The organism is Mycobacterium sp., from assembly GCF_036490025.1.
Taxonomy (GTDB): domain Bacteria; phylum Actinomycetota; class Actinomycetes; order Mycobacteriales; family Mycobacteriaceae; genus Mycobacterium.
The window spans coordinates 34,855-58,290 of the sequence record NZ_DASXEP010000159.1 but is presented as its reverse complement, the minus strand read 5'-3'; the positions used below and the strand labels follow the sequence as shown (position 1 = coordinate 58,290).

26 protein-coding genes are annotated in these 23,436 nt (G+C 65.7%); 12 read left to right on the top strand and 14 right to left on the bottom strand.

All coding sequences use genetic code 11. From position 1 onward, the window contains the following. Positions 1-51 precede the first annotated feature (51 nt). Positions 52-1,494: a DUF4185 domain-containing protein gene (locus VGG53_RS18225; protein WP_331519479.1), complete on the top strand. Its 1,443-nt coding sequence runs from the start codon at positions 52-54 to the stop codon at positions 1,492-1,494. On the opposite strand, the gene VGG53_RS18220 is transcribed toward VGG53_RS18225, so the two are convergent. Genes VGG53_RS18220 through VGG53_RS18200 form a run of 5 tightly spaced genes read right to left on the bottom strand, consistent with a single transcriptional unit; the run spans position 1,495 to position 6,040 of the window. Next, positions 1,495-3,699 (bottom strand): SpoIIE family protein phosphatase, encoded by a 2,205-nt coding sequence (locus VGG53_RS18220; protein ID WP_331519478.1) that lies wholly within the window; start codon positions 3,697-3,699, stop codon positions 1,495-1,497. It lies immediately after the preceding gene. Beyond that, a complete protein-coding gene (locus VGG53_RS18215) occupies positions 3,696-4,322 on the bottom strand; it encodes a SpoIIE family protein phosphatase (RefSeq protein WP_331519476.1) in 627 nt (208 codons plus the stop codon). Before VGG53_RS18215 ends, VGG53_RS18220 begins: the two co-directional genes overlap by 4 nt. Further along, positions 4,315-4,728: an ATP-binding protein gene (locus VGG53_RS18210; protein WP_414688994.1), complete on the bottom strand. Its 414-nt coding sequence runs from the start codon at positions 4,726-4,728 to the stop codon at positions 4,315-4,317. The genes VGG53_RS18215 and VGG53_RS18210 overlap by 8 nt, the downstream gene beginning before the upstream one ends. After that, the gene (locus VGG53_RS18205; RefSeq protein WP_324438493.1) at positions 4,715-5,101 is read right to left on the bottom strand and encodes an STAS domain-containing protein; all 387 of its coding nucleotides are present in this window, start codon (positions 5,099-5,101) and stop codon (positions 4,715-4,717) included. Before VGG53_RS18205 ends, VGG53_RS18210 begins: the two co-directional genes overlap by 14 nt. A 33-nt stretch (positions 5,102-5,134) precedes the next feature. Continuing rightward, a complete protein-coding gene (locus tag VGG53_RS18200) occupies positions 5,135-6,040 on the bottom strand; it encodes an STAS domain-containing protein (protein WP_331519475.1) in 906 nt (301 codons plus the stop codon). Between the two features lie 163 nt (positions 6,041-6,203). Here VGG53_RS18200 and VGG53_RS18195 point away from each other — a divergent pair, with 163 nt between their 5' ends. Then, positions 6,204-6,569: an STAS domain-containing protein gene (locus VGG53_RS18195; protein ID WP_331519474.1), complete on the top strand. Its 366-nt coding sequence runs from the start codon at positions 6,204-6,206 to the stop codon at positions 6,567-6,569. Here VGG53_RS18195 and VGG53_RS18190 read toward each other — a convergent pair. Then, entirely contained in the window at positions 6,566-7,750 is a 1,185-nt protein-coding gene (locus VGG53_RS18190; protein ID WP_331519473.1) for an acyl-CoA dehydrogenase, read from the bottom strand. The two genes, VGG53_RS18195 and VGG53_RS18190, sit on opposite strands and share 4 nt — an antisense overlap. Further along, a complete protein-coding gene (locus VGG53_RS18185) occupies positions 7,747-8,733 on the bottom strand; it encodes a phosphotransferase family protein (RefSeq protein ID WP_331519487.1) in 987 nt (328 codons plus the stop codon). Before VGG53_RS18185 ends, VGG53_RS18190 begins: the two co-directional genes overlap by 4 nt. Positions 8,734-8,855: 122 nt before the next feature. On the opposite strand from VGG53_RS18185, the gene VGG53_RS18180 reads away from it, so the two are divergent. From VGG53_RS18180 to VGG53_RS18155, 6 genes are all read left to right on the top strand, one after another. Further along, the gene (locus VGG53_RS18180) at positions 8,856-9,788 is read left to right on the top strand and encodes a class I SAM-dependent methyltransferase (protein WP_331519472.1); all 933 of its coding nucleotides are present in this window, start codon (positions 8,856-8,858) and stop codon (positions 9,786-9,788) included. A 209-nt stretch (positions 9,789-9,997) separates the two neighbouring features. Continuing rightward, entirely contained in the window at positions 9,998-10,264 is a 267-nt protein-coding gene (locus VGG53_RS18175; protein ID WP_331519471.1) for a hypothetical protein, read from the top strand. Further along, positions 10,261-10,416, top strand: coding sequence for a hypothetical protein (locus tag VGG53_RS18170; RefSeq protein ID WP_331519470.1), 156 nt, complete (start codon positions 10,261-10,263; stop codon positions 10,414-10,416). Before VGG53_RS18175 ends, VGG53_RS18170 begins: the two co-directional genes overlap by 4 nt. Positions 10,417-10,481: 65 nt before the next feature. Further along, entirely contained in the window at positions 10,482-10,637 is a 156-nt protein-coding gene (locus VGG53_RS18165) for a hypothetical protein (RefSeq protein ID WP_331519469.1), read from the top strand. 121 nt (positions 10,638-10,758) lie between these two features. Further along, positions 10,759-11,463 carry a response regulator transcription factor gene (locus tag VGG53_RS18160; protein ID WP_331519486.1) on the top strand — a complete coding sequence of 235 codons (705 nt, stop codon included), beginning with the start codon at positions 10,759-10,761 and terminating at the stop codon, positions 11,461-11,463. 2 nt (positions 11,464-11,465) lie between these two features. After that, positions 11,466-12,935 carry a HAMP domain-containing sensor histidine kinase gene (locus VGG53_RS18155; RefSeq protein WP_331519467.1) on the top strand — a complete coding sequence of 490 codons (1,470 nt, stop codon included), beginning with the start codon at positions 11,466-11,468 and terminating at the stop codon, positions 12,933-12,935. A 78-nt stretch (positions 12,936-13,013) separates the two neighbouring features. Here VGG53_RS18155 and VGG53_RS18150 read toward each other — a convergent pair whose 3' ends face one another. After that, on the bottom strand, positions 13,014-13,496 hold the full coding sequence (locus VGG53_RS18150; protein WP_331519466.1) for a lipoprotein LpqH: 483 nt from the start codon (positions 13,494-13,496) through the stop codon (positions 13,014-13,016). 202 nt (positions 13,497-13,698) lie between these two features. On the opposite strand from VGG53_RS18150, the gene VGG53_RS18145 reads away from it, so the two are divergent. Then, positions 13,699-15,525: an alkyl/aryl-sulfatase gene (locus VGG53_RS18145; RefSeq protein ID WP_331519465.1), complete on the top strand. Its 1,827-nt coding sequence runs from the start codon at positions 13,699-13,701 to the stop codon at positions 15,523-15,525. Here the strand turns inward: VGG53_RS18145 and VGG53_RS18140 are convergent. The 5 genes from VGG53_RS18140 to VGG53_RS18120 all read right to left on the bottom strand — a co-directional run bounded on the left by VGG53_RS18140 (position 15,515) and on the right by VGG53_RS18120 (position 20,254). Next, entirely contained in the window at positions 15,515-16,489 is a 975-nt protein-coding gene (locus VGG53_RS18140; RefSeq protein WP_331519464.1) for an NADPH:quinone oxidoreductase family protein, read from the bottom strand. The genes VGG53_RS18145 and VGG53_RS18140 overlap by 11 nt on opposite strands. Then, positions 16,489-17,112 (bottom strand): TetR/AcrR family transcriptional regulator, encoded by a 624-nt coding sequence (locus VGG53_RS18135; protein ID WP_331519485.1) that lies wholly within the window; start codon positions 17,110-17,112, stop codon positions 16,489-16,491. The genes VGG53_RS18140 and VGG53_RS18135 overlap by 1 nt, the downstream gene beginning before the upstream one ends. Beyond that, positions 17,108-18,403 (bottom strand): acyl-CoA dehydrogenase family protein, encoded by a 1,296-nt coding sequence (locus tag VGG53_RS18130; protein ID WP_331519463.1) that lies wholly within the window; start codon positions 18,401-18,403, stop codon positions 17,108-17,110. The genes VGG53_RS18135 and VGG53_RS18130 overlap by 5 nt, the downstream gene beginning before the upstream one ends. A gap of 76 nt (positions 18,404-18,479) precedes the next feature. Beyond that, complete coding sequence (locus tag VGG53_RS18125) at positions 18,480-19,244, bottom strand: SDR family oxidoreductase (RefSeq protein WP_331519462.1); 765 nt, start codon at positions 19,242-19,244, stop codon at positions 18,480-18,482. After that, entirely contained in the window at positions 19,241-20,254 is a 1,014-nt protein-coding gene (locus tag VGG53_RS18120; RefSeq protein WP_331519461.1) for a phosphotransferase family protein, read from the bottom strand. Before VGG53_RS18120 ends, VGG53_RS18125 begins: the two co-directional genes overlap by 4 nt. 82 nt (positions 20,255-20,336) lie before the next feature. Here VGG53_RS18120 and VGG53_RS18115 point away from each other — a divergent pair, with 82 nt between their 5' ends. Further along, on the top strand, positions 20,337-21,002 hold the full coding sequence (locus VGG53_RS18115; protein ID WP_331519460.1) for a histidine phosphatase family protein: 666 nt from the start codon (positions 20,337-20,339) through the stop codon (positions 21,000-21,002). A gap of 16 nt (positions 21,003-21,018) precedes the next feature. Further along, complete coding sequence (locus tag VGG53_RS18110; protein ID WP_331519459.1) at positions 21,019-22,053, top strand: phosphotransferase family protein; 1,035 nt, start codon at positions 21,019-21,021, stop codon at positions 22,051-22,053. A 1-nt stretch (position 22,054) separates the two neighbouring features. Here VGG53_RS18110 and VGG53_RS18105 read toward each other — a convergent pair whose 3' ends face one another. Next, positions 22,055-22,399, bottom strand: a complete 345-nt coding sequence (locus VGG53_RS18105; protein ID WP_331519458.1) for a LapA family protein — start codon at positions 22,397-22,399, stop codon at positions 22,055-22,057. Between the two features lie 93 nt (positions 22,400-22,492). On the opposite strand from VGG53_RS18105, the gene VGG53_RS18100 reads away from it, so the two are divergent. After that, positions 22,493-23,434: an ABC transporter substrate-binding protein gene (locus tag VGG53_RS18100; RefSeq protein WP_331519457.1), complete on the top strand. Its 942-nt coding sequence runs from the start codon at positions 22,493-22,495 to the stop codon at positions 23,432-23,434. Positions 23,435-23,436 lie beyond the last annotated feature (2 nt).

Sequence of the window (23,436 nt, the reverse complement as noted above, 5' to 3'; positions counted from 1 at the left end):
CGGACGTCAATGTGATTCAGCGGCGGCGGCTCGCCCCGGGAGAGGTGGGACATGTCGGCGATTCGTCGAATCGTTTCGGTATCGGTGGCCTCGGCGACCGTTATCGGACTCATCGTGCCGGCCGGTTCTGCACCGCCGGCGATGGCTGCGGCATGCAGCTCCCCGGAGGCGAACGTCCCGCCGCCCGCCGGGATGCCGAACATTCCCTCGCCCGGGCCGGTCGCACCGCCGACGGGCCGCAGGCCGCGGGGTACCAACGACAACGCACCGCTACCCAAACTGGGTCCGCTGATTTCTTCGCTGCTCAAGGCGATACCCCAGCAGCCGGCGCATCTCCAGGCCGCGGTAACACCCGTGCCCCCGGTGCCGGGCGGGGCCGTCCCGCAGTCCCCGAACGCCAATCAGGCTGTCCCCGAGGGGGTCCCGGCCCCCCCGGCTCCGCCGGCCGGCATCGCGGGTGCTCCGACGTCACTCGTCGACTTCGTGACCGGGCCCAACAGCCCGAACCGAACCCTCGAGCGATTCGGTATCTCGGGCACGGATCTCGGGATTCCTTGGGACAACGGTGATCCCGCTAATCGCCAGGTCCTGATGGCGTTCGGTGACACCTTCGGCTATTGCGCCATGCACGGCCAGCAGTGGCGATACAACGTCCTTTTCCGCAGCCAGGACCATGACCTGTCGCACGGGATTCACGTGGCCGACGGCGTGCCCAACAACCCGTACTCCGGCTCACCGGTATGGGCGCCGGGCCTGTCCAAGCAGGTCCTCAACAGCATCCACAAGGCGGGGCACGAGACCGGAATCATTCCGACGTCGGCGCTTTCGCTCGGGAGAACCCAGTACATGAGCTTCATGTCGATCAAGAACTGGGGCCGCGACGGCGAGTGGTCGACGAACTACTCGGGGATCGCGCGCTCGTTGGACAACGGTCAGAGCTGGGGTGTCTACCCCGGCAGCATCCGACTGGCCGCCGCGGACACCGTGCCCGGCGCACGATTCTTCCCCGGCAACGAGAACTTCCAGATGGGTGCGTTCATGCGGGGCAAGGACGGCTACCTGTATTCCTTCGGAACCCCGCCCGGCCGGAGCGGCGCGGCCTTCCTGTCCCGAGTCCAGCCGGGCGCGTTGCCGGATCTCGGCAAGTATCAATACTGGAATGGCGAAGGCAGAGGATGGGTCCCGGTGGACCCGAGCGCGGCGACACCGATCTTCCCCGGGCCGGTGGGCGAGATGTCGGCGCAATACAACGACTATCTGAAGCAGTATCTGGTGCTCTACACCAACGGTGGCAACAACGACGTCATCGCGCGCACTGCGCCCGCACCCGAAGGGCCGTGGAGTCCCGAGCAGCCGCTCGTCACGTCGTTCCAGATGCCCGGCGGCATCTACGCACCGATGATTCACCCGTGGTCGAACGGCAAAGACCTGTACTTCAACCTGTCGCTGTGGTCTGCCTACGACGTGATGTTGATGCACACCGTCCTGCCATAGCTACTCCGGAAGATTGAAGCTCATGTCGACCGTTGTTCCCGACGGCGTGCACTCCATCTCCAGCCACTCGCTCACCGCGCGAATCAGCACCAATCCGCGGCCGCGCACCCCGGGGTCGGTGGCCGCCGGTTTCCATGAGCCACCGTCGGTCACCCTGAGATGCACACGGGCACCGTCATTTTCGCCGTCGACGCGGACCTTGCCCGGCCTGCGCCCCCGGTAGCCGTGTTCGATGCTGTTGGCGCACGCTTCATTGACGGCCAGCACGATGTCGGCGACTCGCTCGTCGGGGACTGCGGCGGACTCCAGCCACCCGGCGAGTTGGTGCCGGATCTCGCTGAGTTGATCGGCGGTGACGCCCCCCTTTTCGATCACCAGTGGTGGATACGGTCGCCGGTAGACGACGATCGCGATGTCGTCGTCGTATCCATCCGGGGGCGCCATTTCGTTCAGCGCCGCATCCGCAACGGCGTCGACGGTCAGGTGCATTCCGCTTGCCATCGTCGTACTCAGGCGTGCGATCCCGTCGTCGAGCGACACGTCACGCCGCTCGACCAGGCCGTCGGTGTAGAGCATCAGCGTCGAGCCGGGCGGCACGATCACCGATGCCTGTGGCCGAGAACTCTTGCGTTGCACAGCCAATGGCACGGAACGGGCATCCGAGATCAGCGTGGGCGCTGCGTGCGGCGCTGCCAGCACCGCAGGCAGATGGCCGGCGCAACTGTAGGAGAACTCACCCGACTCTGTATCGAGGATGGCCAGAAAAACGGTGGTGCAGAAGGCATCTGGGATCAGCTCAGCAACTGAATCGAGCTCCTCGAGTAGCCTCGCCGGCTCGGCGCCGGTGAGCAGCAGCGCTCGGGCAGAGGCGCGAAGCTGGCCCATCACCGCCGCGGCGGACAGACCGCGCCCCACACAGTCGCCGACGATGATCCCGATCCGTTGGTCGCCGACGCGCAGCACGTCATACCAGTCGCCGCCGATTTCCAGCGGCGGAACCGCGGGCTCGTAGCGAACCGCGAAGCCGGGCGGGAGCTCGGTGGGTGCCAGCATCGCGTGCTGCAAGGTCAGCGAGGTCTCACGAGCCGCCTCGAACTGCCGCACGTGCTGAATCGCCAGGCCGAGGTGGCCGACAAGCACGGTGACCAACAGCCGATCCTCCGCACTGACCCGCCGCGGCACCCGCAGCTCCAGCCACAGTGCGACGTCGCCCCCACCGGTCAAGACGGCCACGAGCCCGCTCGATTGGCCTGGGGAGTCGGCAGATTCAACGGGTTGAACCGTCAGCGGCAGCTGATGGTGCGCTTGCTGAAAGATCTCCGGCAGCGGCGCGTCGAGTTGCCGCCAGGACGTCGGGTTCGTTTCTCCGGCCACCTGGATGGTGGGCTCGGCGCCGCTCGCCGGCCATACCGCGGCGACCACCCGGTGAACGTCGAGAGCCAGCCGGCACTCGTCGAGGGTGATCGCCAGTACTTCCGACACGCTCTTGGCCACGCTCACTGCGGTTGCCAACCGCAGCACCGCGCTTTCCCGCGCGGCAAACGCGCGTTCGGCGGTGACGTCGCGAAGCGTTCCCACAAACACGTCGCCGTCCGCGGCGTCGGCGTTGACCCGGTTGACGTTCGCCGCCACCCACACCAGTCGGCCGTCGCGATGCCGGATCGGCGTCTCGTATTGCACATGGTTTTGCACGGCGAGGCTGGCTTGTTGTAGCCGAGCTGCCTCCTGGTCGACCAACCATGGATGCGGCCAGGGGTAGGGGAGACCGTCTGCCGGATAGCCGGTGAGTTTGGTGAAGGCATCGTTGACCTCGACGACCGCGCCGCCGGGTTCGGCGACGAAGAATCCCTCTTGCAAGGAATTCACCACCGCATTGCGGAACTCGTCGCGATCGGCGAGATTCTCGGCGCGGGCCCGCTGCTCTTCGTAACGCTTTGTGCCATCGAGGAATCCGCGCGTCGCGACGTCGAGCGGAGCCAGCGTCTGCAAGAGGAAGGCCAGTGCGACTGGACTGTCGAACCCCGGGCGGGCCACCAGCTCTCGGACAAGCTGAGCGTGTTTCTCGACGATCATCAGCATGCTGATGTCGTCGTGCAGGGCCCGGCGCCCGAGCTCGTGGCCGATCGTGAGGTCTTCCTCGCTGCGGGTCTTCAGGTAACTGCGCAGCGCGGTCGCGTACTCGTTGTCGAAATCGTCGTGCGTCATCCCGACGCACCTCGGTGCCGCGCCGCGAGCACCAGCGCGTCGTCGCTGTCCTTGGCGTGGTTGTGCAGAATACGCTCGGCGATCGCCAAAGACGATGCGGCGAAGTCGATGTCGTCCAGGTGATTCTCGACGATGCCGTCGCTGGCGATCACCAACAGGTCGCCGGGGCGGATCGGCACCTTCTGCGGTTTCAGCGCCTCGGGTATCCGGTAGCCGACGATGCCGCCGGCAAGACGCGCCGAAGACCGCACCTCGACACCGGCGGGGTGTTTGGCAACAAGGTCGGCGGCGACATTACCGATTCCGACCCAACTCAGGGTATCGGTCCGAAAATCAATGCGCGCCAACGTCATCGCTGCCCCCCTGGTGCCCGACAGGGCACGGTGGCAGCGCTGCACGAGCACGTCGAGCGGCTCGGCACGGGCGGCCCGGAGCACGTCGACGCCTCGGTTCGCCGCCTCGGCGGCTTCCACACCGTGGCCAAGACCGTCCAGTGCCCCGATGAGGGCGGCCGTACCGTCCACGTCGACGGCGATCAGCCGGTCGCCGCAGACGTTTTCGCCCGGGCGGGGACGCGCCTTGGCGGCCCATTCGATCGGACCCAGCTGACCGTGCTCAGCCATTGCGCGGAATCCACTTCCACATCTCGATCACCGTCCCGTGGCCCGGTGTGGACTCCACGATCAGGCGGTCCATCAGCCGGCGAGCGCCGGGCAGGCCGAGTCCCAGGCCGCGGCCGGTGGAATAGCCGTCCTCCATGGCCCTTTCGATGTTGGCGATACCCGGGCCGTCATCTTCGGCACGCACCACCAGCGCCTGCCGGCCCTCGCGGTCTTGCACCGCAACCCGAATAGCCCCGAAACCGGCGTAGCTGGTGATGTTGCGAGCGACTTCCGAGATCGCCGTGGCGATCATCGTGACATCGGTCAGCGAGAAGCCCAGGGCGTGCGCCATCTGATGGCCCGCCTGGCGCGCGGCGACGATGTCGTCGGGGTTGCCCACATCGACGATGACGTCATCCGCCACCATCGAGTCCGATCGATTTGCCCAGCCCCAGTTGGCGATTCAGCAGCGCCAGACCCTCTTCCAAGTCCAGCGCGGTATACATGTCGTCGAACATCAAGCCGAGCTGGACCATCGCGAACGCCACCTCCGGTTGCAGGCCGACGATCACGGTGTCCGCGCCACGAAGCCGGGTCATGTGCGCGATCGTGCGCAGCGACCGGGCGGCGAATGAGTCCATCACGTCGATCGCGGTCACGTCGACGATGATGCCCTGTGCGCGGTAGCGGCTGACCCGCTCCATGAGGTCGTAGCGCAACCGCTCGGTGTCGGAGTCGGTAAGCGCCGCTTGCACCGACGCAATGAGGATCGGGCCCTGCTTCAGGATCGGTACTGGCATGGCTTGCTCGTGTCAGTTCTCAACGAAGTACAGTCAGCCGCTCGTCTCGCCAGTGCGAGTGACCTCGTAGCCCAGCAGGCGTTCGGCTTCTTCGATGCCGCCCTGCAGGTCGCCGACCGCATTCATCTTGGAAAGATCCAGTCCGATCGTCACCAGGGTGAGCGCAATCTCCGAGGACAGGCCGGTGATGATCACGCTGGCACCCATCAGGCCCGATGCGTCCACGGTCTGCACCAGGTGGTTGGCCACCGTGGAGTCAATGGTCGGCACACCGGTGATGTCGATGACGACGACCTTGGCCCGGTTGGCGCGAATGGCCCGCAACAGTTGCTCGGTCACCTGGCGGGCGCGCTGACTGTCCAGAACACCGATGATCGGCAGGATCAGTAACTGCTCGCGCACCTGCAGCACCGGCGTGGACAGCTCCCGGATGGCCTCCTGCTGCTGCCGGATGATGCGCTCGCGTTCCTGGACGAAGCTGACGCCCACGGTATTGGCGATGCGGTTGGCGGCCGGCTCATAGGCGTCCAGAACCCGGTTGAGCATCTCGAAGTCGGCCTGGTACTTCTCGAACAACGAGCGGGCCAGCACGTCGCGCAGCAGCAGGACGATGCCGAGCACCTCGTCCGTTTCCACGCCCCGCGGAATGATGCGTTCGGAAAGGTCGCGCGCATAGGCCTGCAGGGCCTCGACGCTTCCGGTCTCGAGCACCTCGACGTAGTTGTCGTAAACGGCGGTCGCTTCGGAGAAGAGCTCCTCCGGGGTCATCGCGGTGAGCAGCTCGGCCACGGTGATCCTGCGGGCCCACTCTTCGCGCAAAACTGTTCGGTTCTGGCGTAGGTGCTGCACCAGCTGTGGTAGTAGCAAACCCTCACTCGAGATCGGCGGCGTCGGATTGACGACGCTGGTTCCCGAAAAATCTGTCGACTGATCCGACATCGAACCTCCAGGCTCTCCGCAGCGGGCGCAAGTCCCGCGCCAAGACTAACCGAGCCTCGCTGCGGTGACTGTTGAAGTAGTATTCCTGCCAGTTTGCGAGGGCGGCCACCGGGTCGGCACCAGGTCCGCGATTGCGCAACGGGAACCCGACGAAGGATGGCCGTTGTCAGCTGCGGATGCGATCACTACCTCCGTCCTTTACCGCGGAGGCGTCGCGGTGGTGAGCATCGGCGGCGAAATCGACTTGAGCACGGCGCCGGCATTCGAAGCGGCAATCACCGGGGCGCTTGACGATGGTCCACCGGTTCTGGTCATCGAGCTGTCCGATGTGAGCTTCATGGCATCGGTCGGCCTGCGGATCCTGGTGGCCACCCACGAAAAGGTCAGCAAATCGGCTCAGGTCGCGATTGTCGCCGGCAATCCGGCGACAAGCAGACCGATGCAGTTGACCGGCCTGGACAAAGTCTTGGCGTTGTACCCGACGTTGGACGCCGCATTGACCGCGGTGGGCGCGGAGATTGAAAACTAGCGCAGCACCTGGCGGGCGATCGCGTGCTTGTGTACTTCGGTCGGGCCGTCGTAGAGCCGGAAGGCCCGCATATCGGAGAAGATCATCCCGACCGGTGTCTCGTCGGAAATGCCGATGCCGCCAAGGATTTGGACGCAGCGGTCGGCGACCTTGAACAGCTCCTCGGACACGTAAGCCTTGACCATCGAGCTCTCGTGTCTACCGGTGCCCCGATCGCCCATGTCCAGGGTCCAGCACGCCCACCAGATCGCGAGTCGGCATTGCTGCAAGGCGATTTCGTTGTCCGCGATCATGAAGCTGACGCCTTGATGCTCACCGAGCGCCTTGCCGAACGCGGTGCGCTCGCGGGCGTGGCGCACCGCGATCGACTGTGCGCGCGAGGCGGCCCCAAGCCAGCGCATGCAGTGAGTCAGCCGGGCCGGTGCCAGTCGCAACTGCGCATAGCGTAAGGCCTGGCCCACCTCACCGAGCACCGCCGCGACCGGCAGCCGCAGATCGCTGAACCGCACCACGCCATGGCCCTCGACGTAGTTGCGGTCCATCGTGTTCATCACCCGCTCGATCACAAGGCCTTTGGGGCCCCCAGCCCCGCCGTCGCACAGGAACAGGGTCGGGCCGTCAGGACCATGCGGATTCGGTGCGACGCGGGCCATGATGATCCATGTCTTGGCGCCGTGCGCGCCGGTGATCAACCACTTGCGGCCGTTGATGACATAGTCGGCGCCATCGAATTCCGCCGTCGTGGCCAGCTGGTTGGGATCTGATCCGGCGCCGCCGGGTTCGGTCATCGCGAACACCGACCGCTGCCGGCCGTCGATCACCGGCAGCAGGAATTCCTCGACCTGCCCGTAATTGGCGATCTTGCCCAGCAGAAACATGTTGCCCTCATCGGGGGCGGCACAGTTGAGCGCGACTGGGCCCAGGGTCGACCAACCGGCGGCCTCGAACAACACCGCCTGCTCGCGGTGCGACGGCTCACGGCCGCCAAAACGCTTGGGCGCCTGGAAGGTCAGCAGTCCGGCGGCGCGGGCCAGCTCCACCAGTTCGGCGCGCAACGAGTCGTCGGGACCGTGCCGGGTAAGGCGGGGGTCGGTCTCGTAGGGCGCGATCTTGTCGTTGACGAATGCGCGGATCTCGTCGCGCAGTGCCGCGGTGTCGGCGGGAATGTCGAAATCGATCATGCGGTGTCCATCAATGTCAGCGCCTGCTCGAACAGCTGGACGGTGGCCTGGTGAAGTAAGTCGCCGACGTCTTTCGGTGCCTTGCCGGCACCGGCCCTGGCCAGCGTGCCCTCCAGCACGATGCCGAGCTTGAAGCAGGCCAGCACGGTGTACCAGGTGATGTGCGACAGGTCGCGGGTGGTGTTGCGGGCGTAGCGATTTACCAGATCACCGGTGTCGGCCAAGCCGCCCTTCTCGAACAGCGGGCCGCCGAACGCCGCCGACTGTCCCCAGGTGGCCAGCAGCCAGCCGAGGTCCAGCAGCGGGTCGCCGATGGTGGACATCTCCCAGTCGACGATCGCGACGACCTCGGGGCCGCTGCGAGAGAACATCACGTTGGCCGCGTGGTAGTCGCCATGCATGATGCCGGGCTGCCACGCCGTCGGCCGGCCATCTTCGAGCCACCTGGCGACGTCGTCGACGCCGGGAATGTCTGGGCCAGGGTAGTTTTCAAACTCTTTGTAGGACTCCAACTCCGAAAGCCAGCGTGGCACTTGGCGTTCCAGAAAGCCGTCGGGCCTGCCGTAATCGCTTAAGCCCACCGCGGCGTAGTCCACCGCCCCGAGCCTGGCCAGCGCGTCGGCCATCGAGAGCCCCATCTCGAAACGCACCGCCGGGTCGCCGGAGTGCAGCGCGGGCAGCTCCTGGCCGGCATTGAACCCGTCGATGGGCTCCATCAGATAGAAGACCGCGCCGCCGAGCACGTCGGGGTCGTCGCAGCTGGCGATCAGGTGCGGATGTGGTACGTCGGTCCCGGCCAGCGCTGCGAGCACCTGGGTCTCACGCATGATCACGACGTTGCTGCGCGGCCGCAGATGCTTCGGGCCGCGGCGCAGGACGTACGGTCGGCCCGATCTGGTGAATCGCAACATGATGTTCTGCGTTCCGCCGGTGATCCGCGAGGTGTTTTCCAGTGGGCCGTCGCCGAGCCCCTGCTCTGACATCCACTCGGCGAGGCCGTCCGGGGCTTTGAGCTCCTCCACGAAGGTGAAGCTACCTCAGCGCCAGCTTCCTCACAGCCGGCGCGCGTAGTGTCCGATGCTGGCTACTAACGGGAGAAGCGACCATGCCGCGTGCCGACAACGATTCCTGGGAGATCACCGAGAGTGTCGGGTCGACGGCATTGGGAGTGGCCGCGGCCCGGGCCGCTGAAACCGACAGCGAAAACCCGCTAATCCAGGATCCTTTCGCGCGGGTATTCCTGGAGGCGGCCGGCGAAGGTATGTGGAGCCTGACGTCGGATCCGAAATTGTCGGCTGAGCTGAGCGAGCGCGCTCCCGAGTTGCAGGCGCAGATGCAGGTGATGGTCGACTTCATGGCCGTGCGCACCGCGTGGTTCGACGAGTTCTTCCTGGAGGCGGTCTCCTCCGGCCCGCGGCAAGTGGTGATACTCGCCGCCGGTTTGGACGCGCGCTGCTGGCGGCTGCCGTGGCCCGACGGAACAACGGTCTACGAGCTGGATCAGCCGAAGGTTCTGGACTTCAAGTCGAGCACCTTGCAGCGCCGCGGTGCCCAGCCCACCGCGCAGCTGGTGAGCGTCGCGGTGGATTTGCGAGAAGATTGGCCAACGGCGTTGCGGCAAGCGGGCTTTGACCCGGCCCAGCCGACGGTGTGGTCGGCCGAGGGGCTGCTGCGCTACCTGCCCGCGGCGGCACAGGATCTGCTCTTCGAGCGGGTCGACTCGCTGAGCGCGGCCGGCAGCCGGCTGGCGACCAACGCACCCGCGAGCAGCGCCGTGGACCCGAACCTGCTGGCGAATCAGCGTGAACAGGCGAAGCGCATGCGCGCGGCAGCCGCCCAGGTGCTTGATGCCGAGATTCCCAACGTCGAAGACCTCTGGTACCCGGAGGAGCGCACCGAGGTGACCGAATGGTTGGCCGCACACGGCTGGGATGCGTCGGCGATCGGCATGGCCGATCTGCTGGCCGGCTACGGGCGCCGGGTCCCCGACGACGACGTCCTGCCGCCGACGGTTTTCGTCTCTGCGCTCCGGCCCTGATTTGCTGGCGCGGTACGCCCGCCGGGTTCAGATTGCGGACATTTTCTTGTACCCAGTAGCTGGATGGCATCGCCGGCGCGGCAAATCCGCTGAGCAGTCCCGAAAGCGACATTAGCCGCCCCGTCGGTAATTCAGATGTCCGGTCCAAATGTTTGGACGTTTGAGGCGCTGGGTACCTTAGCTAAGCTCTGCGTTTTTGCCCGACATCGATGGAGGTCAGGATGCGTGGCGGAGGTTTACTCAGTGCGGTAGTCGTGGTCTGGCTGGTAATCGGCGTGATTGCCGCATTTCAACGGGATTACCTGAGAAACACCGATCAGAATTGTGCCACTTTAGGCACTATCGCAGTCACCGTGCTGGTAGGTCCGCTGAACTACGCGGGTGTCAACCCAAAGGTGGCCGATTGTCATTTGCCGCAACCCAGTTCGATGCCTGCCATCGACATCGACTACCTGACCGGAATGGAGGCGTCATGATCGCCTTGGGCATCATCTTGCTGATCCTGGGATATGTCCTGAAGGTTTATGTCCTTGAAACGATCGGCGTCGTCTTGCTCGTTATCGGCGCGGTGCTATGGGTTCTGGGTTCCGTGGGTCGCCCAGTGGCCGGCAGACGCTACTGGTACTGAGGCGAATTACCGCGCCCCGAATAACTCGAGAAGGCTTTTATCAAAACAACTGGAATGGAGTCGCAATGATCGTCCTTGGGATCATCTTGCTCGTCCTGGGTTATGTGCTGACGGTGCCGATTCTGATCACCCTCGGTTGGATTCTGGTGGTCATCGGTGCCGTCTTCTGGATCCTCGGCAGCGTCGGGCGCCCGGTCGCCGGCCGAAGGTATTGGTTCTAACCGCCGAGCCGCGACAAGGGTGGCTCACAGCAGGCACATAGGATTGCCATAGCAACGCCTCATCGCGGTGCGCATACTGGGAACTGTGAGCCAACCCCAAGCCCCCGTCGAGCGGGTCGTCATGCGCCGCGCCGACGGCAACCCGATCAACGTGCTGGTGGTCGACGACGAAGCGGTCCTCGCCGAGATGGTGTCGATGGCGTTGCGCTACGAAGGCTGGAACATCGCCACCGCCGGCGACGGCGCTGCGGCACTGGAATGTGCCCGGTCGCAACGGCCGGACGTCGTCGTTCTCGACGTGATGCTGCCCGACATGAGTGGGCTCGACGTCTTACGCAAACTCCGCGAAGAAAGCCCACAGCTTCCGGTGCTGTTGCTGACCGCAAAGGACGCGGTCGAGGACCGCATCGCCGGGCTCACCGCCGGCGGCGACGACTACGTCACCAAACCGTTCAGCCTGGAAGAAGTTGTCCTGCGGTTGCGTGCACTGCTTCGACGCACCGGCGTCACCACCGAGGACAGCGGCGCGCAGCTCATCGTCGGCGATCTGGTGCTCAACGAGGACAGCCACGATGTGACCCGCGCCGGCGAGCCAATCTCGTTGACATCCACCGAATTCGAGCTGTTGCGCTTCATGATGCGCAACTCCAAGCGGGTCCTGAGTAAAGCGCAGATCCTGGACCGGGTATGGAGCTACGATTTCGGCGGTCGCTCCAATATCGTCGAGCTGTATATCTCGTATCTACGCAAGAAGATCGACAACGGGCGCGAGCCCATGATCCACACCCTGCGCGGCGCGGGCTACGTCCTCAAGCCGGCTCGTTAGTAATGGGCCGGGCTTGGTCCCTTCGGTTTCGGCTGTTGATCGGTCAGGTCGTCGTCCTCGCCGTGGTGTGTATCGGGATCGGCGCGGCGACCGAACTCGCGTTGTACCGATACCTGGTGGCGCAGCTGGACACTCAGCTGCACGATGCGTCGCAACGCTCGGTGCGGATATTCGACGAGCCGCCCGCTGCGCCGTGGCGGCACCATTTGCGATCATTCCCCCGCCCCGGCCCGGGCCCGGTCTTTCTGGACGCTCCGGGCCAGCCGGTGGGCATGGTCGCGGCGGTGATCAACGACACCGGGGCGATGGAGGCCGGCGTTCTGACCACGGCCGGGGGTCGCGCCGCATTGACCGACGCCGCCAGGGCTCAGCTGGGCGGGCTGGTGGTCAACCGCCCGCCGGTGGCGCAAAATCTCGACGGCCTGGGCCGCTATCGCGTGGTTGCCGCGTACGCCCGGCGCAGCGGCGACGTCGTCATCACTGGTCTGCCGTTGTCCGATGTCGACGCCACGATGATCCGCGTCCTGATGATCTTCGGGGTGGTCACCGTGATCGCCGTGGCGGCGGCCACCACCACGGACATCGTCATCATCCGCCGAGCGCTGGCGCCGCTGCGCCGGGTAGCCCAAACCGCCGGCCAGGTCGTCGATTTGCCGCTGGATCGTGGCGAAGTCGCGCTGCCGATGCGGGTGCTCGAGTCAGATGCCAACCCGCACACCGAAGTTGGTCAACTCGGTTCGGCGCTCAACCGGATGCTCGACCACATCGCCGCGGCGCTGTCTACTCGGCAGGCCAGCGAGACGCGAGTGCGGCAGTTCGTCGCCGACGCCAGCCACGAGCTGCGCACCCCGTTGGCCGCTATCCGCGGCTACACCGAGCTGGCCCAACGAGTGGGAAACGACACCGACGCGGTGGCGCATGCCATGAGTCGCGTGCAGTCCGAAACCGAGCGGATGACCCGCCTGGTGGAGGACCTGCTGCTGCTGGCCCGCCTGGACTCCGGACGGCCGCTGGAACGCGAGTCGGTGGACCTGTCGCGGGTGGCAGTCGACGCGGTCAGCGATGCGCACGTCGCCGGTCCGGATCATCAGTGGGAGCTCGACTTACCCGAGGAGCCGGTGATCGTCTTCGGCGACGCGGCCCGGCTGCATCAGGTGTTGACAAACCTGCTGGCCAACGCGCGCGTGCATACCGGTCCGGGCACCGTGGTGACCACTCGATTGGCTTCGGACACTACGTCTGCCGCGCTGAGCGTGTGCGACAACGGGCCCGGAATACCGGAGCGACTGCAGTCCGAAGTATTCGAGCGGTTCGCCCGCGGCGACACCTCGCGCTCCCGCAAGGGCGGCAGCACCGGCCTCGGGCTTGCCATCGTCTCGGCGGTGGTGAAGGCCCACAACGGCACGATCAGGCTGAAAAGCGCGCCGGGACATACCGATTTCACGGTTCGATTACCGCTTACCGAGGTTTGAGACCCAACGAGCACAACCCACGACGGCGACGCCGGGTCGTCGCGGTCGTGGGTTGCGATTCGATCGATATCGAGAGCGCTAGGGGCAGGTGACGTCGATCTCGAAGGGCTTGTTCACCGGTTGCATCGGGTTGGACATGTCCACCCCGGTCGCGGTCCCGCTGACCTTGTATTTGTTGCCGTCCTTGGTCGCGCTGGCGTTGCCCTGGCCGGTGCCCGGGGTGTAGCCCAGCGTCACGCCGTTGACATTGCCCAGCCCCACCGACTTCACCGCAGGCGGGCTGGCGTCGGTCAGCACGACGCCGATACCGGTTGCCGCACCACCGATCGCGATGTTGACGTTGCCGGCCGCGGTGGTGCAGGCGACAGTGCCTTGTACGCTCTGGTCCTTGCCGTCGATGGTGACCTTCGCTGTCGAGGAACCACTCGAGCCGGACGCCGCCGCGGTGCTCTGGTTCGATGCGCTCGAACCGCTCGTCGACGACTTATTGCTCGAACAGCCAGACAGACCCACGACGACGATCGCCATCGCTGCTGTGGCGACCGTTACTGAACGCTTCACCCGGTTCTCCTTTGTTGTGTGGCGGGCCGCCAGCGTTGACGGGCCGTTTCGGCAGTATGCAACTTTGCTAGAACCGCGGATAGCGATTTGGCCAAAATTTAAGCTGCCTGTTGAGACGGCCTGATTCCTTTTCAGCCGATATTTGCCAGTTGGCTTTCCGGTTGGCTGGGCTCCGGTTCGGCGCGGCTGAAATAATGCGTCGATGGACTCGTTGCCGTTCGACGACACCGCCGATTTCGCCGACGCCGACCGGGGCTTCGTCGGTGCGCTGACGCCCTGCGTCGTCAAGGCCGCCGATGGGCGGGTGGTGTGGGACAACGACGCGTATGCGTTCCTCGCCGGCGATGCGCCACCATCGGTGCATCCCAGCCTGTGGCGGCAGTGCACGCTGACCGCCAAGCAAGGCTTGTATGAGGTGGTGCCGGGCATCTATCAGGTCCGCGGCCTGGACCTGTCCAACATCAGCTTCGTCGAGGGCGATACCGGTCTCATCGTGATCGACCCGCTGGTCTCCACCGAGGTGGCGGCCGCAGCGCTGCAGCTGTACCGCGCCCACCGAGGCGACCGGCCGGTCGTCGCGGTCATCTACACCCATAGCCACGTGGACCATTTCGGTGGGGTGCTGGGCGTCGCCTCGCAGGCCGACGTGGATGCCGGAAAGGTGGCGGTGCTGGCGCCCGAGGGGTTCACCGAGCACGCGGTGCAGGAGAACGTCTACGCCGGGCCGGCGATGGCCCGCCGCGCTACCTACATGTACGGCACTCTGCTGCCGCGCGGCCCGCAAGGACATGTCGGTTGCGGCCTGGGCCAGGCGCCTTCGCAAGGCGAGATAGCGCTGATCGTTCCGACCGTCGACATCCGGAGCACCGGTGAAACCCACACCATCGACGGGGTCGAGATCGAGTTCCAGATGGCGCCGGGGACCGAGGCCCCGGCCGAGATGCATTTCTATTTCCCGCGATTCCGCGCGTTGTGCATGGCCGAGAATGCCACCCACAACCTGCACAACCTGTTGACGCTGCGCGGCGCGCTGGTCCGCGACGCGCACGCCTGGTCGGGATATCTGACCGAGGCGATCGATACCTTCGCCGACCGTGCCGATGCGGTGTTCGCCTCCCACCACTGGCCGACCTGGGGGCGCGAGCGTGTCGTCGAATTCCTTTCGCTGCAACGCGATTTGTATGCGTACCTGCACGACCAGACGTTGCGACTGCTCAACCAGGGGCACACCGGCGCCGAAATCGCTGAGACGCTGCAGATGCCGCCGGCGCTGGATCGGGCGTGGCATACCCACGGCTATTACGGCTCGGTGAGTCACAACGTCAAGGCGGTCTATCAGCGCTACATGGGTTGGTTCGACGGCAACCCCGCTCGGCTGTGGCCGCACCCGCCGGAAGCCCTGTCCGCCCGGTACGTCGACGCGATCGGCGGCGTCGACCGTGTCGTCGAGCTCGCCCAGCAGGCGTTCGATTCCGGTGACTTGCGTTGGGCTGCAACACTACTGGATCACGCCGTGTTCGCTGACAGCGACCATGCCGGTGCCCGCACGCTGCTCGCCGACACGTTGGAGCAGTTGGCGTACGGTGCGGAGAACGGTACCTGGCGCAACTTCTTCCTGTCCGGGGCGACCGAACTGCGGGACGGCAACTTCGGCACCGCGACACAAACATCCTCGCCGACGTTGTTGTCGCAATTGACCCCGGAGCAGATCTTCGACGGGCTGGCCATCACTATCAACGGGCCCCGGGCCTGGGACTTGGACATCGTCATCGACGTCACGTTGACCGATCGCGACGCGAACTACCGGCTCGCACTGCGCAACGGTGTGCTGGTGCATCGTCGGGCGCCCGCCGATGCGGTGACCGCAGCCGCGACCATCAAGCTGGACAATGCTTTTCGCCTGCTGATGCTGGGAATGGGGGATTTCACCTCACCGGGTTTCGAACTCTCCGGCGACCAAGCGGCCCTGCAGCGGTTCCTCGGCGTGCTCGACCGGCCTGACCCGGCGTTCAACATCATCACCCCATGACGTCAATGACCACTTTGCCGATCGCCTTGCGGTCGGCCACCTGCCTCAGCGCCACCGCGGTGTCGGCCAGCGGAAACCGGGCGCCGATGTATGGCCGGATCACGCCCGCCGCAAACATCTGCGTCAACTCCTGCATATCTCGCGCGGAGTCGTCCGGTCGGTCGCCCGTGAACGTACGAATCTCCATGCCGCGGATGGTGATTCCCTTGAGCAGGACCAGGTTCAGCGGAATGGATGGGATCGCGCCCGCGGCGTAACCCAGGGTGACGAACGTCCCGCCGCGGGCGAGGGCCCGTAGCGCTGGTTCCGCGTAGCCGCCGCCGACCGGATCGAGCACTGCGCGGGCGTTGTCACCGGTGAGTTCGCGGATACGACTCTTCAGGTCCTCGCGGTCGTAATCGACCGTTGCTTGCGCGCCGCGCTGCCGGCACAGCTCGAGCTTTTCCGGACTCGACGCGGCGGCCAGCACCCGCGCCTTCATGGCGACCGCCAGGTCCACGGCGGCCAAACCCACCCCGCCGGCGGCACCGAGCACAACGACCCAATCGCCGGGTCGCACCTCGGCGACCGATCGCAGAGCGTGATAGGCGGTCCGATACGTGACACCGAACGCCGCGGCGGACGCGAAGTCGGCCGTGTCGGGTATCTCTGTCACCGCCTCCGCGGGCAGCAGCGCCTGCTCGGCGAACGCACCCACGAACGTCGTCGACGAAACCCGTTGGCTGGGACGGAAAGACGCGCCTTCGCCGACGGCGACAACCTCGCCGGCGAGTTCGCTGCCCGGCGTGAACGGAACCGGGATCTTGATCTGATAGTTCCCGGCGATCAGCAGCACATCGGGGAAATTGACCGCCGCCGCGTGCACCCGTACCACCACCTCGCCGGGGCCCGGCACGAGATCGGGAACTTCCTCGACGACAAGGTCTTCCGGCGGCCCGTAGGACCGGCAGACGACAGCGCGCATCAGCTGACTCCCAGTCCGCGCAAACAAAACCTCACCAAATGGTCGACGTCGGCCGGGGCGGGCCGCTGCGCGGAATCCAGATAGCGGCGCATGGCGGACACCGTGCAATGAAATACTGCGTCGGCGTCGCGGTGCACATCGTTGCTGCCCAATGCCGCGATCGGCTCGGTCAACAGGTCGCGCAGCGGCCGCATGATCGCGTCATCGGCGGCCCGCCAGTCGGTGGCGGCCGAAACCTGTCCTGCCGCAGCACGACTCATGCTGATCAGGTGCGGATCGGCGACCTGTGCGAAAGCGCCTTCGATCCAGCGCCGTACCTGACCCGCGGCCGTGCGCTCCTTGGTCATCTGATGCTGCAGATACGAGACCACGATCCCGACGCCGCGCTCCATCACCGCGAGGATAACGTCGTCCTTGCCGGCGAAATAACGGTAGAACGCCTTGTTCGACGAACCGGCCTCGGTGACGATGTCGCTGACCCGCGGCGGTTCCGGCGCCACTCGTTCCATCACCCGGACAGCGGCGGCAAGGATGCGTTCGACTTCTTCGGTGGCTTCTCGCTGACGGTCGTCGAGGGCACGCTCGACGGCCGCGGTTACCCGGGTACCGGTCGCTCGGCTAATAGGCAATGAGCTCACCGTATTTGGCGCGCGCGGCCTCGCGGCGGACATCCAGCATCTCGCTGGGCCAATCTTCGTCTTCGGCCTGGTAGCCCTTGAGCAGCATCCGGGCCAGGTTGACCTTGTGCGCCTCGGTCGGCCCGTCGGCCAGACCGAGCGCGATGCCGCCCAGCAGGACATTGACCAGCGGCAGCTGATCGGTCAATCCGAGCGCGCCGTGCACCTGGATGGCCCGCAGCGCAATCGATTTCAGCACCTGCGACGCCAAGATCTTGCAGGTGGCGATCTCCGCGCGGGCGGCGTGCTCGTCACCGCTGTCGATCAGCCACGCGGCGTGCAGCACCGTCAGCCTGAACGGTGTCAACTCGGTGTACGAGTCGGCGATGAACTCCTGCACCAACTGCTTGTCAGCGAGCAAAGTACCTTGAGTGAAACGGCTTTTCGCGCGCTTGGACATCATCTCGACCGCCCGTTGCGCCATCCCGATCGAACGCATCGCGTGATGCAGCCGCCCGCCCGCCAATCGGGTCTGCAGGATCAGGAAGCCCTGCCCGGGTTCACCGAGCAGAGCGTCCGACGGCACCCGCACTCCGTCGTAGTGCACCAGCGAATGTCCGGGTTCGTGTGGGTCCGCCCCGACCAGATGGTGGTTGGCTGCCACGTCCAGACCCGGGGTGTCGGCCGGAATCAGGAACGTCGAGGCGCCGTGATGCACCGCCACGTCAGGGTTGGTGATCGCCACGACGATGAAGAAGGAGGCGACGGATGCGTTGCTGGAGAAGTACTTCCGTCCGGTGATGACCCAGTCGGCATCATCTTCCGGCCCGGCACGGCGGGCCGTGGTGGTGAAGACGCGCGGGTCGGCTCCGCCTTGCGGCTCGGTCATCGAGAAACAAGAGAAGATCTCGCCGGACAGCAGCCCGGCCAGATAGCGGTCCTTCTGGTCCTGGGTGCCGAAGCGGGCGATGATCTCCGCGTTGCCGGTGTCGGGCGCCTGAGTGCCGAACACGATCGGAGCCCACGGGCTGCGCCCGAGAATCTCGTTGATCAGCGTCAGCTTCACCGCACCGAAGCCCTGCCCGCCGAGTTCCGGGCCGAGGTGCGGTGCCCACAGACCTTGGTCGCGGACCTGCTGTTTGAGCGGGTCGACGATCTTGCGCCGCTGGTCGTTCAGCGGCAAGAACTCGCAGCCGGGGAACACCACCTCCAACGGCTCGACCTCTTCGCGGACAAACTCGCGGATCCAGTCGAGCTTCTTCTCGAACTCCGGTTCGGTAGAGAAGTCCCATGCCATATCGATCACTCCTAGGTTGATTGAGGACGACCCGCTGCGCCCGGCTCCGCCGCGCTTGCGATCGTCCTGTTCGCCGCTAAGGGATTCCACCGTCGGCCCGCACGATCGAACCGGTGGTGAAGCTGGATGCGTCGGAAGCCAGAAACAGTGCACCACCGACGATTTCGCTGGGGTCGCCGGCTCGCTGCAGCGACAGGCCGGCGAATGGGTTGTTCGCGGCCTGGCCCAGATTCCACGACTTGCTGACATCAGTCAGGAATGGACCGGCCATCAGCGTGTTGACCCGGACCTTCGGTCCAAAGGCCCGCGCCAGACCCTCGGTCATGGCGTTGAGACCGGCCTTGGACGCCGCGTACGGGATGATGTCGGGTGTGGGGCGCAGTGACCCGGCGGTGCTGACGTTGATGATCGACCCGCGGCCGGCGGCGACCATCCGTTCACCGACCAACGCGGACAACCGAAATGGGCCCTTGAGGTTCAGGTTCACCACCGCATCGAACAGCTTTTCGGTGACGTCGGTGAGCTTGTCGTACACCGGCGACATGCCGGCGTTGTTGATCAGCGTGTCGATTTTGCCGAACCGTTGGTAGGTGGCATCCACGAGCCCGTCGAGCTGATCCCAGCGGCCCACGTGTACCTGGTACGGCATCGCGGCGCGACCGGTCTCGCGTTCGATCTGCTCGGCGGTGGCGACGCAGTTCTCCATCTTCCGGCTGGCGATCACCACATCGGCGCCGCACCGCGCGATGCCGAACGCCATTTCACGGCCCAGCCCGCGGCTGCCCCCGGTGATCAGCACCGTCTGGCCGGTCAGGTCGAAAAGTTCTTCCGCATAACTCATGTGGTCGACCCGGCCAGCTCGGCCGCGGTGGCGATCAGTTGCGGAACCATCGCCCCGAAAGCGTCCCGGATCTTGGGGTCGACCTTGCCGCTGCGCACTCCGGCAGCGTAAGTCTTTTCCAGCACGATGCCGAGTTTCCAGTTGGCCAGCACCAAGTAGTAGTCGATGTTGTCGCATGCCAGGCCGCTGACCTTCTGGTAGCGCTCGAGCAACTCGCTGCGCGGCGGCATCCCTTTCATGTCGAGATAAAAGCCGTCCTGGCGCGGGTTTTCGCCGTCGTAACCCAGCAGGCACCAGGCCAAGTCGAGCAGCGGGTCGCCGACCGTGGTCATCTCCCAGTCCACGATCGCGGCGAGCCGGGCCGGCTTCCCGTGCGCGAACATCACGTTGGCGAACTGGTAGTCGCCGTGCATGATGCCCGGCTTGTAGTGCGCCGGCCGGTTGCTGCGCAGCCAGTCGGCGGCGGCACCGAGTCCGGGAAGATCGCGCACCCGGTAGCTGTCGAGGAAGGCCAGCCACCGGTCGACCTGCCGTTCGTGGAATCCGTCGGGCCGGCCGAAACCGTCCAAACCCTGTGCCCGCCAGTCCACCCGGCCCAGCTTGGCCGCGCCTTCGACGAGCTCGAAGGCCAAATCACGGCGCGCGCTCAGATCGTCGTCGAACGGCGACGGCCAGCCGCCGTCCATCGGGCTCCAGCCGTCGATCGCAGCCATCACGTAAAACGGCATGCCGAACAGATCGCCGGCGTCGTTGGCGGCGATCAGCTCGGCATGCGGCACGTTGGTGCCGCCCAACGCGCGGACCAGTCGGATCTCGCGCAACAGCCCGTCGATGCGGGCGGCATCGGCCCGCGGGCCGGGCATCCGCAGCACCATCCGTGCCTCGCCCCGATGAATCAGGTACAGGGTGTTCTGCGAGCCCCCGGACAACTGCTCGAGGACAGGCTCTTCGCCGTCGCCCGGAGCGTTGTTCGCGTCCAGCCAGCGTCCCAGTACTCCGGCGTCCAACATCCGCACACCCCACTCTCCGCGCAGAGAATAGCATTCTCCGTCGGGATGCCAAGGGCGTTCTGACACATGCGAGGCTGTGCCCATGCAGTTGCTTCTGGTCCGGCATGCGTTGCCGCTCCGCAGCGAGCCCGGCCCTGCAAGCCAGGAGCGCGCCGACCCCGACCTCTCCGACGAGGGACGTGTACAGGTCGCGCGGCTGCCCGATGCGCTGGCCAGGTTTCCGATCTCCCGGGTGGTGAGCAGCCCCCAGCGTCGTTCGATCCAGACCGCGGAGCCGGTCGCCGCCGCGCGTGGGCTGGCCGTCGAAATCGACGACCGCTTCGCCGAATACGACCGTGATCTACCGGTGTACATCCCCATCGAGCAGATCCGCGCCGAGAACCCGCGGGAGTGGGCCCGGATGGCACAGGGACACCTGCCGAGCTCGGTCGACGAAGACGCGTTTCGGGCACGGGTGCGTGCGGCCGTCGACGACGTCGCCGCCACCGCCGAGCACGAGGACACCGTCGCGGTGTTCAGCCACGGCGGGGTGATCAACGTGGTGCTGCACGAAATCCTGGGGACCAAGCGGGTGTTGTCGTTTCCGATCGACTACGTCTCGGTGACCCGGCTGCTGTTCTCCCGGTCCGGTCAGGCCAGCGTGGTGACGGTGAACGGCACCGAACATGCGTGGGACCTGCTGCCGCGCAATCAGCGCACGCCCGACGACGATGCAGCCGGAACGGCTGAGGAGGAGTCGGGCAAATGAGTGGTAAGTAAGTTCCGTGACGCTTGATGGGCTCGACCTTTCCGCGCTGGACGGATACCTGCGTTCGGCCGGCGTCGGCCGGGACGGGGAGCTGACGGCGCAGCTCATTTCCGGCGGCCGTTCCAATCTGACCTTTCGGGTCGCCGATGACTCGTCGCAGTGGGTGCTGCGCCGCCCGCCGCTGCACGGTCTGACGCCGTCGGCACACGACATGACACGCGAGTACACGGTGGTTGCGGCGCTGGCCGATACCGCGGTTCCGGTGGCCCGCGCGGTCACGCTGTGCGACGACGCGTCGGTGCTCGGTGCGCCATTCCAGATGGTGGAATACGTTGCCGGACAGGTGGTACGCAGCCGGGCCGAACTTGAGGCACTGGGCGGCCAATCCGTCATCGAAGGCTGTGTTGACCGACTGATCCAGGTGCTGGCCGACCTGCACGCCGTTGACCCGGCCGCGGTCGGGCTCGCCGACTTCGGCAAGCCCAGCGGGTATTTGGAACGCCAGGTCCGCCGCTGGGGTTCGCAGTGGGAGCTCGTGCACCTGCCCGACGACGACCGCGACGCCGACGTCACGCGGCTGCATGCGGCGTTGCAGGAAGCCGTTCCGCAGCAGAGCCGGACCTCGATCGTGCACGGCGATTACCGCATCGACAACACCATCCTGGACGCCGATGACCCCACCCAGGTGCGTGCCGTCGTCGACTGGGAGCTCTCCACGCTGGGTGATCCACTAAGCGACGCGGCACTGATGTGTGTGTACCGCGATCCGTCACTGGACTTGATCATCAACGCACACGCCGCCTGGACGTCGCCGCAATTGCCGGATGCCGACGAGCTGGCACACCGGTATTCGGTGGTCTCCGGACAGCCGTTGGCGCACTGGAACTTCTATATGGCGCTGGCCTACTTCAAGCTGGCCATCATCGCCGCGGGCATCGATTTCCGTAGGCGGATGTCGGGCGGAGCGGACGAGGTGGACGCATCCGACCGGGTCGGGGAGACCGTCGCACCGCTGGTCGCCCGCGGGCTGACCGAGCTGCAGAGGCCCTGAGCTATCGGCCGGCGGCGAGGTTCTTTTTCGCGGCACGGCGCAGCTGGTACATGCGCGCGGTGCCAACGAGCACGGTGATCAGCCCGCCGCCTACCGCTGCCAGCAGAATCGCCACCCCCAGCGGAAGGCTCCACCGCCAGTGCAGAAAGGCCAACTGCGCCGTCGCGGTGTTCTGGGTGATGAAGATCAACAGCACGATCAGGATCAGGAAGCCCGCCGTCAACGATGTCCACACGCTGGCAGTACGTGTGAACTTCACGGCTGATTCGGTGGGCGGCGCGGTGTCCGGGACGGACGCGGACGTCGCCGGCGGCTGGTCAGGGGAGACCGACGGATCGCTGCTCATGAAGTCATCTTTACCCGTTGCCGGGGTAAACGGAACCCAACCTCCAGGAAACCTGGGCTCACCTGGCGCCGCCGGCAGATAGTGTCGGTTGCTATGAGCATGCTGCGACGGCGCTGGCACCGCGTCGCGGTGTGGCTGACAATCGGGTGCCTTGTGGCGAGCGGCTGCGGCAGCTCGAACCCGCTCGGCGGAGCATCGAGCAGCGTGAACTCGATCGTGGTCGGGTCCGCCGGCTTTCCGGAATCCAAGATCGTCGCCGAAATCTACGCACAAGCCTTGCAGGCCAACGGTTTCAATGTCGGCCGGCAGATGGGAATCGGTAGCCGCGAGACGTATGTTCCTGCGCTGAAAGACCATTCGATCGATCTGGTGCCCGAATACATCGGCAACCTGTTGCTGTACTTGCAGCCGGATGCGACCGTGACCATGCTCGACGACGTCGAGTTGGAGTTGTACAAGCGACTGCCCGGGGACCTGTCGATTCTGACGCCGTCGCCGGCATGCGACACCGATACCGTGACGGTCACCGCCGAGACCGCGGCCAAATGGAACCTCAAGACGATCGAGGATCTCGCCGCGCACTCACCGGAGGTGAAGTTCGCCGCGCCGTCGGACTTTCAGAGTCGGCCCTCGGGATTGAAGGGGCTGCGTCAGCGGTACGGCCTGGATGTCGCACCGGGAAACTTCGTCGCGATCAGCGACGACGGCGGTGCGGTCACCGTCCGGACTCTGGTGGACGGGAAGGTCAACGCGGCCAATATTTTCAGCACCTCGCCGTCGATCATGGCTCACCATCTGGTGGTGCTCGATGATCCGCAGCATAATTTCCTGGCCGGAAATATTGTCCCACTGGTGAATTCGCAGAAGATGTCGGATCGGCTGAAGGTAGTGCTGGATGCGGTATCGGCCAAGCTGACCAGCCGCGCGGTCGCCGACCTCAACGCTTCGGTGTCGGGCAATTCCGGTATCGACCCGGATCAGGCTGCACGAAACTGGTTGCGTGACAACGACTTCAATCACCCGATCGGAAGCTGACG

What these genes read in the sequence shown, in the direction of transcription:
- VGG53_RS18210 (WP_414688994.1), bottom strand. Translation starts at nt 4,728, where the DNA reads ATGGTGGCGGATGACGTCATCGTCGATGTGGGCAACCCCGACGACATC.
- VGG53_RS18100 (WP_331519457.1), top strand. Translation starts at nt 22,493, where the DNA reads ATGAGCATGCTGCGACGGCGCTGGCACCGCGTCGCGGTGTGGCTGACA.
- VGG53_RS18215 (WP_331519476.1), bottom strand. Translation starts at nt 4,322, where the DNA reads ATGGCTGAGCACGGTCAGCTGGGTCCGATCGAATGGGCCGCCAAGGCG.
- VGG53_RS18205 (WP_324438493.1), bottom strand. Translation starts at nt 5,101, where the DNA reads ATGCCAGTACCGATCCTGAAGCAGGGCCCGATCCTCATTGCGTCGGTG.
- VGG53_RS18125 (WP_331519462.1), bottom strand. Translation starts at nt 19,244, where the DNA reads ATGAGTTATGCGGAAGAACTTTTCGACCTGACCGGCCAGACGGTGCTG.
- VGG53_RS18165 (WP_331519469.1), top strand. Translation starts at nt 10,482, where the DNA reads ATGATCGTCCTTGGGATCATCTTGCTCGTCCTGGGTTATGTGCTGACG.
- VGG53_RS18155 (WP_331519467.1), top strand. Translation starts at nt 11,466, where the DNA reads ATGGGCCGGGCTTGGTCCCTTCGGTTTCGGCTGTTGATCGGTCAGGTC.
- VGG53_RS18185 (WP_331519487.1), bottom strand. Translation starts at nt 8,733, where the DNA reads ATGTCAGAGCAGGGGCTCGGCGACGGCCCACTGGAAAACACCTCGCGG.
- VGG53_RS18190 (WP_331519473.1), bottom strand. Translation starts at nt 7,750, where the DNA reads ATGATCGATTTCGACATTCCCGCCGACACCGCGGCACTGCGCGACGAG.
- VGG53_RS18220 (WP_331519478.1), bottom strand. Translation starts at nt 3,699, where the DNA reads ATGACGCACGACGATTTCGACAACGAGTACGCGACCGCGCTGCGCAGT.
- VGG53_RS18170 (WP_331519470.1), top strand. Translation starts at nt 10,261, where the DNA reads ATGATCGCCTTGGGCATCATCTTGCTGATCCTGGGATATGTCCTGAAG.
- VGG53_RS18140 (WP_331519464.1), bottom strand. Translation starts at nt 16,489, where the DNA reads ATGCGCGCTGTCGTCTGCCGGTCCTACGGGCCGCCGGAAGACCTTGTC.
- VGG53_RS18115 (WP_331519460.1), top strand. Translation starts at nt 20,337, where the DNA reads ATGCAGTTGCTTCTGGTCCGGCATGCGTTGCCGCTCCGCAGCGAGCCC.
- VGG53_RS18200 (WP_331519475.1), bottom strand. Translation starts at nt 6,040, where the DNA reads ATGTCGGATCAGTCGACAGATTTTTCGGGAACCAGCGTCGTCAATCCG.
- VGG53_RS18160 (WP_331519486.1), top strand. Translation starts at nt 10,759, where the DNA reads ATGCGCCGCGCCGACGGCAACCCGATCAACGTGCTGGTGGTCGACGAC.
- VGG53_RS18225 (WP_331519479.1), top strand. Translation starts at nt 52, where the DNA reads ATGTCGGCGATTCGTCGAATCGTTTCGGTATCGGTGGCCTCGGCGACC.
- VGG53_RS18120 (WP_331519461.1), bottom strand. Translation starts at nt 20,254, where the DNA reads ATGTTGGACGCCGGAGTACTGGGACGCTGGCTGGACGCGAACAACGCT.
- VGG53_RS18105 (WP_331519458.1), bottom strand. Translation starts at nt 22,399, where the DNA reads ATGAGCAGCGATCCGTCGGTCTCCCCTGACCAGCCGCCGGCGACGTCC.
- VGG53_RS18130 (WP_331519463.1), bottom strand. Translation starts at nt 18,403, where the DNA reads ATGGCATGGGACTTCTCTACCGAACCGGAGTTCGAGAAGAAGCTCGAC.
- VGG53_RS18175 (WP_331519471.1), top strand. Translation starts at nt 9,998, where the DNA reads ATGGAGGTCAGGATGCGTGGCGGAGGTTTACTCAGTGCGGTAGTCGTG.
- VGG53_RS18180 (WP_331519472.1), top strand. Translation starts at nt 8,856, where the DNA reads ATGCCGCGTGCCGACAACGATTCCTGGGAGATCACCGAGAGTGTCGGG.
- VGG53_RS18145 (WP_331519465.1), top strand. Translation starts at nt 13,699, where the DNA reads ATGGACTCGTTGCCGTTCGACGACACCGCCGATTTCGCCGACGCCGAC.